This is a genomic window from Bacillus sp. C-3-6 (assembly GCF_054509685.1).
This window is the reverse complement of record NZ_CM137247.1, coordinates 1,802,884-1,817,977: the sequence shown is the minus strand read 5'-3', so window position 1 is coordinate 1,817,977 and position 15,094 is coordinate 1,802,884. Positions and strand designations below refer to the sequence as shown.

Annotated in this window: 14 protein-coding genes and 1 pseudogene; 6 read left to right on the top strand and 9 right to left on the bottom strand. The window is 33.2% G+C overall.

Going from position 1 to position 15,094, the window contains the following annotated elements; all coding sequences use genetic code 11:
* Positions 1–23: 23 nt before the first annotated feature.
* Positions 24–1,271 carry a DUF4153 domain-containing protein gene (locus ACW0JX_RS09390; protein WP_459245612.1) on the bottom strand — a complete coding sequence of 416 codons (1,248 nt, stop codon included), beginning with the start codon at positions 1,269–1,271 and terminating at the stop codon, positions 24–26.
* A gap of 204 nt (positions 1,272–1,475) precedes the next feature.
* A complete protein-coding gene (gene topB / locus ACW0JX_RS09385) occupies positions 1,476–3,620 on the bottom strand; it encodes a DNA topoisomerase III (protein ID WP_459245611.1) in 2,145 nt (714 codons plus the stop codon).
* Between the two features lie 333 nt (positions 3,621–3,953).
* Between topB and ACW0JX_RS09380 the strand changes: the two genes are divergently transcribed.
* The gene (locus ACW0JX_RS09380) at positions 3,954–4,493 is read left to right on the top strand and encodes a hypothetical protein (RefSeq protein ID WP_061660353.1); all 540 of its coding nucleotides are present in this window, start codon (positions 3,954–3,956) and stop codon (positions 4,491–4,493) included.
* 51 nt (positions 4,494–4,544) lie between these two features.
* Here the strand turns inward: ACW0JX_RS09380 and ACW0JX_RS09375 are convergent, their stop codons facing one another.
* Entirely contained in the window at positions 4,545–6,185 is a 1,641-nt protein-coding gene (locus ACW0JX_RS09375; protein WP_459245610.1) for a multicopper oxidase family protein, read from the bottom strand.
* Between the two features lie 362 nt (positions 6,186–6,547).
* On the opposite strand from ACW0JX_RS09375, the gene ACW0JX_RS09370 reads away from it, so the two are divergent.
* Positions 6,548–7,183, top strand: coding sequence for a pentapeptide repeat-containing protein (locus ACW0JX_RS09370; protein WP_000687268.1), 636 nt, complete (start codon positions 6,548–6,550; stop codon positions 7,181–7,183).
* 94 nt (positions 7,184–7,277) lie between these two features.
* On the opposite strand, the gene ACW0JX_RS09365 is transcribed toward ACW0JX_RS09370, so the two are convergent.
* Positions 7,278–8,561 (bottom strand): aminopeptidase P family protein, encoded by a 1,284-nt coding sequence (locus ACW0JX_RS09365; RefSeq protein ID WP_459245609.1) that lies wholly within the window; start codon positions 8,559–8,561, stop codon positions 7,278–7,280.
* 220 nt (positions 8,562–8,781) lie between these two features.
* Between ACW0JX_RS09365 and ACW0JX_RS09360 the strand changes: the two genes are divergently transcribed.
* Positions 8,782–9,765 carry a F510_1955 family glycosylhydrolase gene (locus ACW0JX_RS09360; protein WP_459245608.1) on the top strand — a complete coding sequence of 328 codons (984 nt, stop codon included), beginning with the start codon at positions 8,782–8,784 and terminating at the stop codon, positions 9,763–9,765.
* A gap of 15 nt (positions 9,766–9,780) precedes the next feature.
* Positions 9,781–10,497, top strand: a complete 717-nt coding sequence (locus ACW0JX_RS09355; protein WP_459245607.1) for an urease accessory protein UreH domain-containing protein — start codon at positions 9,781–9,783, stop codon at positions 10,495–10,497.
* A 54-nt stretch (positions 10,498–10,551) separates the two neighbouring features.
* Here the strand turns inward: ACW0JX_RS09355 and ACW0JX_RS09350 are convergent, their stop codons facing one another.
* A complete protein-coding gene (locus tag ACW0JX_RS09350) occupies positions 10,552–11,424 on the bottom strand; it encodes a LysR family transcriptional regulator (protein WP_001100328.1) in 873 nt (290 codons plus the stop codon).
* 143 nt (positions 11,425–11,567) lie between these two features.
* Between ACW0JX_RS09350 and ACW0JX_RS09345 the strand changes: the two genes are divergently transcribed.
* On the top strand, positions 11,568–12,275 hold the full coding sequence (locus tag ACW0JX_RS09345; protein ID WP_000109165.1) for an alpha/beta fold hydrolase: 708 nt from the start codon (positions 11,568–11,570) through the stop codon (positions 12,273–12,275).
* 72 nt (positions 12,276–12,347) lie between these two features.
* On the opposite strand, the gene ACW0JX_RS09340 is transcribed toward ACW0JX_RS09345, so the two are convergent.
* Positions 12,348–13,262, bottom strand: coding sequence for a membrane protein (locus tag ACW0JX_RS09340; RefSeq protein ID WP_000994724.1), 915 nt, complete (start codon positions 13,260–13,262; stop codon positions 12,348–12,350).
* Positions 13,263–13,501: 239 nt separating this feature from the next.
* Between ACW0JX_RS09340 and ACW0JX_RS09335 the strand changes: the two genes are divergently transcribed.
* Positions 13,502–13,732, top strand: coding sequence for a DUF896 domain-containing protein (locus tag ACW0JX_RS09335; RefSeq protein ID WP_000789783.1), 231 nt, complete (start codon positions 13,502–13,504; stop codon positions 13,730–13,732).
* A gap of 47 nt (positions 13,733–13,779) precedes the next feature.
* On the opposite strand, the gene ACW0JX_RS09330 is transcribed toward ACW0JX_RS09335, so the two are convergent.
* From ACW0JX_RS09330 to ACW0JX_RS09320, 3 genes and pseudogenes are all read right to left on the bottom strand, one after another.
* Positions 13,780–14,259, bottom strand: a complete 480-nt coding sequence (locus ACW0JX_RS09330; RefSeq protein ID WP_459245606.1) for a CcdC family protein — start codon at positions 14,257–14,259, stop codon at positions 13,780–13,782.
* A 15-nt stretch (positions 14,260–14,274) separates the two neighbouring features.
* Positions 14,275–14,670, bottom strand: a complete 396-nt coding sequence (locus ACW0JX_RS09325) for a DUF2871 domain-containing protein (RefSeq protein WP_098773570.1) — start codon at positions 14,668–14,670, stop codon at positions 14,275–14,277.
* Between the two features lie 104 nt (positions 14,671–14,774).
* Positions 14,775–14,918: pseudogene (locus ACW0JX_RS09320) on the bottom strand (transposase); the annotation flags it as partial.
* Between the last annotated feature and the right edge of the window lie 176 nt (positions 14,919–15,094).

Below are 15,094 nucleotides of genomic sequence, written 5' to 3'. Positions count from 1 at the left end.
ACTCCCGCATTAACAGATCCTTTCTAATTAAAAATGATAGGAAACGTAAATATAACGAAAGCTGCCCAAAGTCCGTATATTGGCAAAAACTTCGTAACGGCATCTTGGATAGCTTTTGGTCCTGATTTATTTTGCAAGAAACGCATATAGGCAAACATAATCCAAATGAGATTTGCCCAAATCACTATGTTTACACCTAAAACAGCAAGTCTATTAGGTGTAATCCCGTAAGAAGAAAGTCTAAATACTATGGCTGACAATGCGACAGTGTCAATAATAAGCGCCAGAACAATTAAGGAAAAATTTATATAATCTGAAATATTCTTTTTCTCGTCCGAGTCACTTTCAACGATAGAAAATATGGTAACAGCCAATACACCAAGGAGGATTCCGTTGAAGGCCATTAAGAAATTGCGATCCAAGAACGGATTTTTCCCGACCCAAATTACCGTTATAAGATAGATAAGCAACGTGATCAGGACGAGAGGACTAAAAATTTTAGATATGTATGGTGTAATATTTTTAGCAAACTTAAGATTCATTGATACTAAGTATGCAGCCACAATAGCGAGAGCCGCTGCTCCAAATAAAACAACATTACTAAAATAGAATTCTCCTATATCTAAGTCAACAAAGCTAAATAAACGCATGGTGAATACTGCTAGTATCATTCCGCTCACTGCCATGCTGGCGTAGAGAAGACAATATTCTAAATTAAATTTTATATAGGCTAATCTTGTACTGCCTTTTGAATATTCATTTCCTGTAAACGCAAGCCCTACTAAGACCCATAAAAATATAGGAAGATGTAAATAAGCAAGAATGGTACTGTCTTTATAATTTAATGGCAACGTATTAAGATACATCCCGGAAATTAGGAACAACGCTGCAAGGGAATAAATAATACTTTTTTTGGAAGTATTATTGTAAATAAAATAAGCAGCAATAAAGGGAATTACACCAAAAGCCAAGTTAATTGGAGCAATTGCTTCCTGCTCAACAAAGTGGAAAATGATCCTGGTGCTTATGCCGGCCAGAATAGCTAAAAGGCCCATGAATAAGAAACCTTTTTGAAACAAAGATGTTTTTTCTTTATTTACTTTCTCCTTGAAATGCAACCTTTCATACCAAGCACCTAGAATCTGAGAATCAGGGTTTTGGTCCCATGCTTGTGAGAATGCTTTTTTAAAAGCTTTCGGATCTTTTCTATACATCTTCTCCAACTCATGGGGGTTATCCATATTTTTAACAATCAAATTGTTAATGTTCATAGTTATACCTCCTCTAATTTTAAAAATAAGGTTGTTACCTTTTAACAAAAGCACCTCACTCATTTATTATGATTTTGATTTTAATACAAAATTTATCGTTTTACAATAAAAAATTATTATTTAAAAGATTTTTTTTATCGTTAAATTTTATATAAAAGAAAAACAAAAGAGCATGACAGTTTTATGTCATGCTCTTTTAACAAATTAATTCTCAAATACAAAATTAATCTTATTATCTTTCCACTCTAATTTCGCATCAAACGTTTTCTCGCCCTTTTTAAAGCCTCTAATTAAATCAGTCTTTTCACCTTTTAAGAGCTTTGTCATATTCTTTTGCGAAATTGTTTTACTTAATATCTTCTTTGAAATGGTGAAATCACATTGCGTTGTATTATAGTTAGAACAACCGTAAAACGTTGACTTATCAATTACATCACCATCACATTTTTTACAGCTACCAACCTTTTTACCCGTTGTAAATTTCGATCCTTTCCGTTCAATCGATTCAACATGTAGTCCCGTGAAATCCCACTTCTCAGACATTTCCACTGCATCTTCAATAATTTTAGCTGATAGCTTTTTCGTCTGTTCCATAAATGTAGCTGGTGAAGCTGTACCTTCACCAATTTCCGCAAGACGTTGTTCCCATTTCGCAGTCATTTCCGGTGAAGCTAGTATTTTATCACCAATTGCGGTAATTAATACTTTTCCTTTATCAGTCGCATACACTTGGTTTTTCTTTACATCTATATACTTACGGTCTTTCAGCATCGTAATAATACCTGCGCGAGTCGCTTCCGTACCTAAACCTTCTGTTTTCTTCAATACCTTCTCTAGCTCTTCATTCTCTAAATACTTACCAGCTGTTTTCATTAACGTAATAAGTTGTCCTTCTGTATAGCGCTTCGGTGGCTGTGTTTTTCCTTCTTTCACTTTCACCTTTACAACTTTTCCTTCTTCGCCTTCAGCTACAATTGGAAGAATGGTTTCGTCATCTTTATCGTCTTGGAAAATAACTTTACGCCAACCTTCTTGAATTTGCTGTTTTCCTTTTGAAATGAATTCAGCACGTTCATCTACAAGCGTTACAATCGTTGTATAGTCAAAGATTGCAACTTCATAATGAGCTGCAATAAGCCTTCTTACGATCATATCGTATATTTTCTTTTCATCACCTGATAGTCTGCTTGGGTTTGTAACTTGCTCTGTCGGAATAATTGCGTAGTGATCTGTTACTTTCTTTTCATTTACATAACGCTTGTTATTCATAATGGATTCAACCGGAGCCGGTAATAAGCCTTTATATTCATCAAACTGACTTAACTTCTGTAAAATATCAGGGAACGTCGCTGCTTCTCCTTGTGTAACATAGTTAGAATCTGAACGTGGATAAGAAACAATCCCTTTTTGATAGAGTGCTTGCGTTATATCAAGCGTCTTTTTCGGTGAAAACTTAAAGGCTTTATTTGCCGTTGCTTGCAGTGATGATAAGTTAAATAAAAGCGGCGGCTGAAACTCTTTACGCTCCGTTTTCATTTCCTTCACAACAGCCGGTTTCCCTTGGCAAAATGCCGCAATTTTATTCGCCATATCAGGGTCTTTTAAGCGGGATTCATTATCCTTTTCCCATTTTCCGTCATATTTCTTTCCTTCTATATTAAAGGTTGCAAACACTTCCCAGAAAGGCTCTGACTTAAAGTTTTCAATTTCTTTCTCTCGCTTTACAATCAATGCTAACGTTGGTGTCTGGACACGACCAGCAGAAAATACATCATTCATTCCTTTTTTCTTTAGCAAAATACTAAAGACACGTGATGCATTCATACCAACAACCCAGTCAGCGCAAGATCTTGTATATGCTTCGTAATACGTATTAATTGTATCTGATTCATCAAGTAAATTTTTAAACCCCTGATAAATAGCTTGCTTCGTTAAAGACGAAATCCATAGACGCTTCATCGGCTTTTGCACGTTACAAAGATTAATAATATTTCGTACGATCAGTTCCCCTTCACGCCCAGCATCGCCTGCGTGAATGATTTCTGTTACCTGTGGATTATGTAACAGCTGTTTCACAACGTTAAATTGCTTATACTTTGACTTTGTTACTTCAAATTGAAAACGTTCTGGAATCATCGGTAATGTATTAAGTGACCATTTTTTCCACTCTGCGTGATAATGCTCTGGATTACATAACTGCGTCAAATGACCAATTGCCCATGTACAGTACGCTCCATTTGGAAATAACTCATTCGCTTCTACCTCTAAATATCCATCTTTCCGGCGATATTTAAACTGTGAAACAAGAGCCAACCCTTGATCTGGTTTCTCGGCAATAATTAATTTCATTTTATAACTCCCTATCTGTATTCCAGTGTTACTTTCATTATATATATGTTTAGAAGCGATGATAAAACAACAATCTTATTTATCATTCGCGGTTTGTCTCGCAAATGTGAGACCTATAATATTATACGCTTATTCTTTATGGCTTCACAATAGAAACTCATAATATAACAATTTCTTTCACATGCTTATAATTAAAAAAGACGCCCTAAAAAATCAAGCGTTCCTTTGCTTACATCTATGAAATTGTGCAGATAATATGCAGATATTAATAAGCATAAGTACCCTCCATATAAACATATGATGAAATGAACGATAGGACAAGGAGGTATCATAATGTTTGCTTATACGTTAACTACCTTAACACTTTGCTGTACCTCGATTCTTATTACATCCTATATTTCTAAACGTAAGGGTACCCTAATGGAGTATATGGTATTTATTATGTCTTTTAGTATGAGTATCGGTTTAAGTATTGGTTTTTACTTAGGCATTCTCTTTAAGGGGGAATTACTATATTCTACTTTGCTTGCTATTTTAATTAGTGGTTTTATCGGTTTCTTAATCGGTCTACGTTTTCACCTATATACTGCTTTAGAAGGAATGTTCTCTGGATTAATGGCAAGTATGATGGGAGCAATGATTACAGAAATGTTAAACGCTCAACAAGCTCATAGTATATTGTTCATTAGCCTTTTACTTACTATAACGATTACTATGTCCTGTGTGATTCAATTATTATCGGAGAACTTTTCTACTTTTATCCAACAGCGTTTTTTGTTATTACTTTCAATTAGTGTAGTAATTATCGTTGCCGTATTCGCGACATTCCCAAATCATACTCCTTCACCTGGGCATAATCAACATATACATTAGTACTTGCAACAAAAATGAATAAGCAGCTATCCATAGGATAACTGCTTCCTATTATTCTGGCTTATTAGGAATGTTTTGGTTTGGAACATAGTCAGATTTATAATCTGTATAGTTCACTTCCGTTACCATCCCTGCTGAAGCATGGTGTAAATCGTGACAGTGGAACATCCACTCACCCGGATTGTCTGCTACAAAGGCTACTTCATATTCTTCACCCGGTTTTAAGTTCAATGTATCTTTTACAATTGGAGAACCTTCTAGCGGTTTTCCATCTTTACTCAACACCTGGAAAAAGTGTCCGTGTAAATGCATTGGGTGATCATCCATTTTAGAACGATTTACCAATCTCACTTTTACTAAATCACCCTTTTTCACTTGAATTGGGTCAATATCCGGAAATACCTTTCCGTTAATTGTATATACCATTTCATTTCCATTCATTTGCGTATTTAAGTCCATATTATATGTGGCAGTATACTCTTGATTTAACGTGAAATTACCTAATTTTTTAGTACCATATTTCATTATATCTACTTTCGGTAATTTTTCTTTTTCGTCTGTTTTATCTTTCATCTCTTTGCTGCCATCATACTCAATAACAGCTTTCATTCCTTTTGCACCTTTATTTTTTGAATGGTCTTCAACATACCATTTCCCAGGATTATTAGCAGTAAATTCAATATCATAACGTTCACCCGGTGCGATTGAAATTACTTTATCCTTTATAACTTTTGGATCGTTTATTGGTTGACCATCTGTCGCAATTACTTTTATATCATGGCCATGAACATGTATATCATGTGATAGATAACCAGCATTGACGAGTCTAAGACGAACGTTATCTCCCTTATTCACTTTTAATGGCGCTATTAAATCACCGCTTTTTCCATTGATTGTGAATAAATCGTACATACTCATATCATGACCTTCCATCTTCATATTTCCATGGTCCATTCCTTCCATATTACTAGAGTCTTTTTTATCACTGCCCATGTTCATATCAGAATGATCCATGCCGTTCTTATCATCATTCTTTTCCCCATTTTCATTACCTTTAGATTTATTACCTATTTGCCCTTTTGTCATTTCTTTTAACTGCTTATTAATTTCTTCTTTATCTGTAACCCATTCATCCAACATTAATGTGTAATCTTTATCATATTTTTCCTTTGTATCTTCTACAATGAGCACTCCATACAAACCTCTATTTAATTGATTTACAGAATCTTGATGCGAGTGATACCAGTACGTTCCTGGTACGTTCGCTTCAAATTCGTAAGTGAAACTTTTTCCTGGTTCAACTGCATCTTGTGTCACGCCTGGAATTCCATCCATGTTATTTGGGACAGGATATCCATGCCAATGAATAGATACTGGTGCAGATAATTCATTTTTTAATGTCACTTTCACCTTTTCACCTTTTTTCACCCGAATTTCTGAACCAGGAGATGAGCCATTAAATGTCCAGACTGGAACAATAACACCGTTACTTAATTTTTGCTTTTCTTCTTTCGCTATTAAAGTAACTTCTGGTCCTTTTTCAACCTTCAATGGTGTTGTAGCTGTTTCAGTCTGTAGTGTTTTTTTATCATTCATATTTTTATGATCATTTGTTGTATTTGTCGTCACAGAACAGGCAGCAATTAAAAATATTACAGAGACTGTAATGGCTGCTAATACAAATCGCTTCATGGAAAATCCCCCCTTTTTCTTTTTCAAAATCATTATAGAAGTTGATTTTCAAGAAAATAAGGAGATGTAATTAGATCTTACGTAAGCTAATTGGAAGATTACTAAAAGCGGAGACATTACAAGAGGCGAATATTTTAGAAATACAAAATATTTTCCTTGTAGCGACTATACTAGCCGTTCTCGTATTTGTTTTGACGTTATTTCTTAAGAAACAATAACACTGCTATTATTAAATAAGAAAAATGTAGCTAAAATGCTCTTCACAAAAGAACTTAGATTTTTGTATAATAAGAACTAATGTTCCTTACAGACAATGTACTCAAATTACACAAATATATCAAATAGAAGAGGATTGATATACGATGAAAATTGATAGACCAAAAATTTCACCAGAGTTATCTTCAAAGAATTTTCAAGATATTTTTTATGAAGAAGATCCAACATTAGAAGTGTGTGAAATTATAGACTCCACTTTCGAAAATGAATCTGTAGATAGAGTGCGATTGTATGATGCAGTGATAAAGAATTGTAAATTCACTAATACAGACTTTAGCAATATTGATATTACAGATGTTTGTTTTGAAAACTGCGATTTATCAAATGTTAATTTAAGCAATTCTTCTGTTCATAGAGTCGAATTTAAAAATAGTAAATTAATCGGGGTTAATTTTGCAGAATCTAGCTTAGGAAATGTTAAATTTGAGAATTCAATTTTGAATTTAGCGGCATTTGGAAATTCTAAACTAGAAAAAATTATATTTAATGAAACTTCATTAAATAATGCAGATTTTTTTGACTGTAAACTTAAAAAAGTTGAATTCCAATTATGTAGTCTTGATGAAGCTAATTTTGATCAGACATCACTGAAGGGGATAGATATTAGTTCTTCTACCTTTGATACACTTACAGTTTCAGTGAACGATTTAAGAGGATGTAAAGTATCAACATATCAAGCTGTTCAGTTTGCTACTTTATTAGGATTGATAATTAAAGATTAGTATTTCGAAGAAAAGAACCTTATCCCGAATCATGGATTTTTTAATTGTCCACGATTCGAGATAAAGTTCAAATAAATTAGTGATGACTCTTTTATTATTTAACTACAGCTTGGTTTCCTTTTACATGTTCATTATTTACACTCATAAATTCTTCAATTTCTTCAACTTCTCTAATGATATCTTTTGACAAGTTTTCATACCCGTCTTTCGTTACAAGAATGTCATCTTCAATACGAATTCCAATTGATTCTTCTTCAATATAAAGACCAGGTTCAATTGTTATAACCATACCTTCTTCTAACATTCTATCTTTATATGTTCCTACATCATGTGTATCTAAACCAAGGAAATGGCTGACACCATGATAATAGTATTTTGATAACTCTTCATCTTCTTGAATTAAACCAATTGCTTTACACTCTTCTGCCAGTACCTTTTTTGTATGCTCATTTAATACAGCGAACTTTAATCCCGGCTTAATAATCTCTGTTGTTTCTTTTAATGCTTTTAATACAATATTATAAATTTGTTTTTGACGACTAGAGAATATTCCATTTGCCGGGAATGTATAACTAATATCAGCGTTATAGTAGTCTTTTTGAGCACCTAAATCTAGCAATACTAAATCACCATTTTGAATTTGTGCATCATTATCTTCATAGTGAAGAACTGTAGCATTTTTACCACTTGCCAAAATTGTATTGAACGCATGATGCTTAATGCCAGATGATTTCAGTGTAAAATCAAATTGAGCTTCTAATTCATACTCCATCATGTCTGCTTTTGCATGCTTAAGTACGTTGTAAATACCGTCTTTCGTTATAGCAATCGCTTCTTTAATAATTTCAATTTCTTCCTCGGTTTTAAAAACTCGTAATTCACAAATGTTCGGATATACATTACCAATTGTTACGTGTGGATATTTTTCTCTTACATGTTTAGCAAATGCTAATGTTTTTGTCTCCGTACCATTCCACTCGCGACGTTCTATATCTAAATATAGATGCTTCGCATTTTCTGTAAAGAGTATATTTGATACTGCTTTTTCAAAGCTATCTAAATATAAAACTTTCTTTATACCTGAAATTCCCTCTGCTTCTTCGCTAGAAACTGTCTTCCCAACCCATTTTTCCATTACTGGATCTGATTTTTCAATGAAAAGTGTCTCTTCTACACTATTCCCAAACTTTTTCAGCATAAAAATAACATTTGGTTCATCGATTCCCGTTAAGTAGTAAAAATTACGATTCGGTACAAATTTATAATGTGCATCAGCTGACATATGCGGTGCTTGTCCCGCAAATAAAATCGTAACGGATTCATCAGGTAATGTTTTCGTTAGTCTTTCTCTATTTTGAGCAAAAAATGTTGATTTCATAATAATCCCCCTAGTGTCCTATGTATGCTTGTGAAACTAATCATCAATACAATTTATTCTATTATTGTTATAATTTTTCGTCAATTAATTATACTCATAGCGAAAGGAGAATTTTCATTACTCGGGCCTCTTCCACGCTAAATTATGCATACCACTCCACAATTTCTTGATATTTATTCCATATACTTAAAATCTCATATATAGGAAAGGAGCCATAACTTTGAAACATTATGTAGCAACAGGGTTAGCAATTACTTCTTTATTAATAATTTCAGGATGTTCTAGCAACGTCGAAACAGCATCAGTGAAAAAAGAAACGGTGCAATCTCAGCCAAAAAATATAGAAACAGCAAATACGAGTCCGCAAGACTTCTATAAAGAAATTACATCTGGAAAAATCGAGCACATTCACGGAATTGGCTATGCAGGAAATATGTCTGGGGTTTCTATCGCCACTCATAGCGGGATAAAAGTTTATCAAAATGGAAAATGGCTTGAAGCTAAAACTGGACTACATGATTATATGGGCTTTCAGGCAACGAAGAACGGGTTCTTTGCCAGCGGTCATCCTGAACCAGGAGCAAATTTAAAAAATCCTTTAGGATTAATGAAAAGTTCTGATGGTGGTAATACTCTCGAAAAGCTAGCTTTTTATGGAGAATCTGATTTTCATAACCTTGCTGTCGGATATAATACGGAAACAATTTATTTATACAATGAACGTCCAAATTCTAAATTGCAACAAGGTTTTTACTTCAGTACGAACAATGGACAAGAATGGAAAACTAGTAAATTGAAGGGGCTTTCAAGTGCAATCCACTCCTTTTCAGTACATCCAGATCAATCTAGTGTAGTCGCGGTAAGTGCTAAAGATGGTGTTTACTTATCTACAGATTACGGAAATACATTTGAACTATTCTCTAAATCACTTGAATCGACCGCAATTACATTAAGTAATGAAGATGTTATTTACGCCCCTATTAATAAGCAAATCGTAACGAAGAAATCAATTGCTACAAATGAAGAAACAAACATACAAATTCCACCTTTAGATTCTAAAGATGCAATTATGTATATTTCACAAAACCCTCAAAATTCAGCCGAAATCGTATTTGCTACAATGAAATCAAATGTATTCCTCTCTACAGATGAGGGTAATACGTGGAAGCAGATTGCTAATGAAGGAACATTCCAATTTAAGTAGAAGGGTGAATATAACGTGTTTTCAACAATAAGTGAATGGAGCTATCAACTCATGTCTCCTTTAATGGATGCCGCGAATGCTACGAAATCTGTACCTCTTTTATTTTCGTTTTTATTAGGCATAGTAGGTACCCTTGCTCCTTGCCAATTAACAGGAAACATTAGTGCTATTACACTTTATAGCAACCAATCTTTACAAAAGGGACATGTATGGAAACATATACTTTTATTCATTTTAGGAAAAATAATGGCTTTTACGACGCTTGGACTATTAGTATGTTTTTTAGGAAAAGAGATTCAGCAAATATTGACTTTGTATTTTCCATGGTTACGAAAAATGATGGGACCCCTATTAATTTTAATGGGGCTACTGTTGTCAGGTATTATAAAAAGAAGATATTTCTTCTCGATTAAATTTATACGAAATCAAAATGAAGTTGGTTCATTTTTACTCGGATTCTTCTTTTCCTTAGCTTTTTGTCCGACTATGTTCGTTCTATTTTTTGGAACGTTAATCCCTTTATCTTTATCATTTAATTACGGGTACTTGTTTCCAACGTTCTTTTCGATAGGAACTGCTCTTCCTATCGTCGTATTAATGTCCTTCATCTCCTATCTGGGATTAAACGGGGCATTACTAAAGAAGAGCAGGAAAATAGGAAATAGCATTCAGCGTATAGCTGGTTTTCTCCTTATTTTAATCGGATTTTATGATACTGCTCTTTATTGGTAATACATACAAAAGATAAGCTCTAGTGAAATGAGCTTATCTTTTGTAATATTATATTCATTTTTTCTTTTGCTGTAGTTGAGCTAATAAATTCTTAACAAACGCGAGAAACAGCGGGTCATTCTCTTTTTTAGGTGACCATTGCATAATAAGTTGTCGTGGAATTGTAATTTCTATCGGCTGTACAATGAAGTCATGAATAATTTGCTTATGTAGTCCTGATAACGGAACGATTGTTATGCCATTAACTTGTATAGTAAGTGCTAATGCTGAACTAATTGATTCTGACTCCATCACTTTATTAACTGTTATTTCATTTTTCATCAAATACGGTTCGAGCACTTCTTTGCAACCAGAAAGTGGCATAATAAAAGGATAATTTTTTATATCATTAATAGTAAGGTTAGGCGGAACTTTTTTTGAAGAAACCATAACATACGGATCTTCACCAATGACATCATAATGAAATCCTTGTATTAAATTTTCTTTTATAGAAATAGAAAAATCTGCACTACCTGATGATAGCCAATCTAACACTTCTTGATAGCTTCCTTCTCGAACTGCAAGTACATATTGACTATGATCAATATTCCCTAGTTGAATACACTCCGCCAAACAATATACAGTAACGGAAGGATACGTAGCTAGTACAATTTTATACAAGCTTTTATTCTTCAACTGGAAAGCTGTTTCCTCAAGTTTTTCATACTCCATTAGAAGTCGATTCACACCAACTAAAAATTCTTTGCCATTTTCAGTTAGAATCGTTCCTTGTCTAGAGCGATCAAATAACGTTATAGCATATCGTTTCTCTAATTTGTTAATAATATGGGTTATTGCTGGCTGTGTCATATGTAATTCCTTTGCTGCCAGACTAATACTATTTAAACGAGCCACATATGTAAAGACTTTAAAATCAAAAACATTCATTCTGTTCTCCTTATATAAAATATATTTATATCATCTATAAATAACCTTCATTATATTTATGAAACCACTTCATTTACACTGAGTATACATCATCAATATTACAAATAGATGAAACTTATATACCCTAGAGGAGTGTTGATTAAATGAGTACTTACATTTTAGTACATGGAGCATGGCAAGGTGAATGGGCATGGGAATTAGTAAAACCTCAACTAGAGGCTTTAGGTCACACTGTTATTACACTAGACTTACCTGGAAGTGGGAAAGATACAACTCCTTCACAAAATATAACGTTAGATTCCTATGTTGATGCAGTAACAGCTAATATAAATCAACAAAATGAAAAGGTTATTCTTGTTGGACATAGTATGGGTGGAATCGTTATTACTCAAACTGCTGAACTTATACCAAATAAAATCGATAAATTAGTATATCTTTGTGCTTTCTTACCACGAAATGGAGAAAGTCTTGGTAGTAAATTAGACGGAGAAGATGGCCCGCAATTCACTATAAATGAAAATGACTTGACTGCTGAACTTATACCTAATCTAATTGAACAAACATTTTTAAATGCTACAGAAGACGGTTCTATTAAAGAAGCATCTTTTAATCAAATGCGTCCTCAACCACTAGGACCCTTCCAACAAGAGCTGAAAATATCTGAAGAAAACTTTGGAGCCATAGATCGCATTTATATTGAAACGACTCTAGATAGAGCGATTCCAATTGATTTTCAGCGCCGAATGAATACAGAAACACCTTGCAAGAAAATTATTACTTTAGAAGCTGATCATTCTCCATTTTTCTCTAAAGCATCGGAACTTGTTCATTACTTAAATGAATTAAACTAAATTTTTCATAAAATAAATAGACACTCACAGGTGTCTATTTATTTTACTAATTAAAAGCTATCTTTACTCTATCTACATTGCCATGCCCTTTTGCTTCATCTCCCACTTTTTATACAGTAGTACTGCACCAAATAAAAATACTCCCGCAACAAATGAAGCTACTGGTAACATCTTTATCATTCCATCTGGAAATACGAGCGGCAATAATGGAAATGCATACACTGCTGGAATACGTACACCAACAATTTTTAATAAAATAAGCATTAATATCATATTTAATAAAGTGACTACAATCCATGAATCAATCGCAAAGTACAATATTGTTCCAACAGTTGCAGATGTAGTTAATACTACTATTTGTTTAAAAGCCATTTTTTCATTGTACATCGGCTTTTGAAGTGATTCATATACAACAACTAATATTGGTGGAATAACTGCTAATTGTTCATAACCAGTTATCCAACATAAACTAATCCATACGAAATTTAGTATGAGAAATACAGTCATATATTTATACTGTATTTGCACTTTTCGCTTAATACCGTTATTCAATTTAAATATAAGAACACCAACCATTAAAATAAATGTTAAAGCGAATACCGCGATAACAAATGACCATTCCGTCGCATTTGTTACTAATGGTAATAAACCTGTCGCAATAGATGGTGCTAAATTGGATTGAATTACACGTAAAAAAAGCATCATGAATACAAGCGTTAAACTTACTTTCCCTAAATAAGCAATATCCATTTGATTCACCATAAAACCAATCACAGCTGTTATTGACGGTGCAATGAAGATTTTTTCTGGTTGCCTTAACCATCCTGGCTCACGATACGCCCATAAAGCAATTGCCATCGCTGCTATTTCCGGCAAAATAACTTCCGGATCATTTAATAACACACCCGCTGTTACCATGGCTAAAATAAATAAAATAGCAATCGTATATGAGATGATTGTTTCTTTCTTTGAAATTACTGCATTCATTATTACATACTCCTTATTGCTTTCATAATGTAAAACAACAACTTAATATACCCTACCATAGTATTGTATATTAACATCTTTTCTATTTCAAGTATTAGTAGTCATTTACATTCTCTCTCACCCCATACACTTACAAAACAAGGCATTTTATAGACATTGACACTTATTAAAAGATAGGTTAAAATAACTATACATTAGTAAGTAGCTAATGTAATTAAATCTAACTAGAGGTGAAACAAATGAAAAATATTTTATTCCGTATTAACGAATTGTCCAAAAAAGAAAAAGCAACTGGATTAACAGTTGATGAAAAACAAGAACAACAAATGTTGCGTCAAAACTATACACAAACATTTCGTGGAAGCTTAGATTCCATTTTATTAAACACAAAAATTGTTGATCAAAATGGTCTTAACGTTACACCAGCCGCATTACAAGATGCTCAAATACGTTTAAAATTAAGCAAATGAGTTCCGCGCTAAAGAATTTTAATAAAACATAAACAGAGCTGGATTTCCTATATAGAAATTCCAGCTCTGTTTATTGTCTTTTCTAATTTAGTAAACGAGCGATACATCGCAATTCTCCACGACACAATCATCGCAAATGCAAGTAAGAAAAACATTCCGCTTAACTCTGCCAAATCAATTGATTGGCTTAAATATGACTTTAATGCCACGCGTACAGCTAATAAGCCTACTAAAATAAATATGAATACTTTTGACGGTTTCATAAATATATGTTCGCCTTTTATTTCGAACTTAGTTGTTTTAATAAGAAAAATAGAGAAAATAAGCCCTATACTAATTGCCTCGACTATTTCTAACGATGTTAATCGAAACTCTGGTAAAAAGTACATCATCGCGCCTGTACTCATAAAAATTGGCGGCAATATAATTTTCTTTTTCGTTACCGGCTTTTTCGCTGCTTTAAAACGTAGAAACATTACCCCAACAGCCATACAAACTGCTACGACACTTGATAAAAGTGCTATCATACTTTCCACTCCTATCTATTTAAATGACTTTTTTAACAAAATCATAAACCAAATGAGCCCTACACTTATAATAACGTGACCTACCCCAGCCATATGGCTTAAACCGTTAAAGTCAGTTCCGTTTACTTGTAATAGACCTCTAAATAGCATTGTTGCAATATTAAAAATTAATCCTACATTATAAACAATAAACCATGCACGAAAGCTCTTTGTTTCTTGTACATGAAACACTTTACATAAAGCGAAAGCAATTAAAAAAAATAAGAAACCAAGCACTAGTACATGTGTATGTACTAATTGCAACATTGTGGATCCTTTAATTCCTTGTGCTTTCGAATACTCTCTTGCAAATACTCCTGATAATAAACCGATAATTAAGTAAATGAATGATGCATTATATAAATTCTTCATTTTATTCCTCCTATTGTAAACTTTCCATATTCGCTACAATCATTTTACGGAAAGTTTATGAACGGAATATGAATAAAATATTACATCCTATTTTCAAATAAAAAACCATTTTGTTTATATTGGTTTACCCATTTCAAAATTACGGTGTCTCTTATACCAATAGCTTTACTAATTTCTCGGTAACTTTCATTTCCGTTCAAATAACGTTGAACGATGTATATTTTTTCATCAGTTGTGAATTTAACCATAGAAAAACTGCACCTCCAATTGTTAGACTGTGTCTAACAATTGGAGGTGCAGTTTTTAATGGTGGGATGCTCTTTTATAATTTATTCATTATTGATTATTTTCCATCCTGTAAGTTTCTAGTTTAATTTAAACCATTGCTTCAGTTTCTATAATTACTAAAATTACCCTTTTCTCA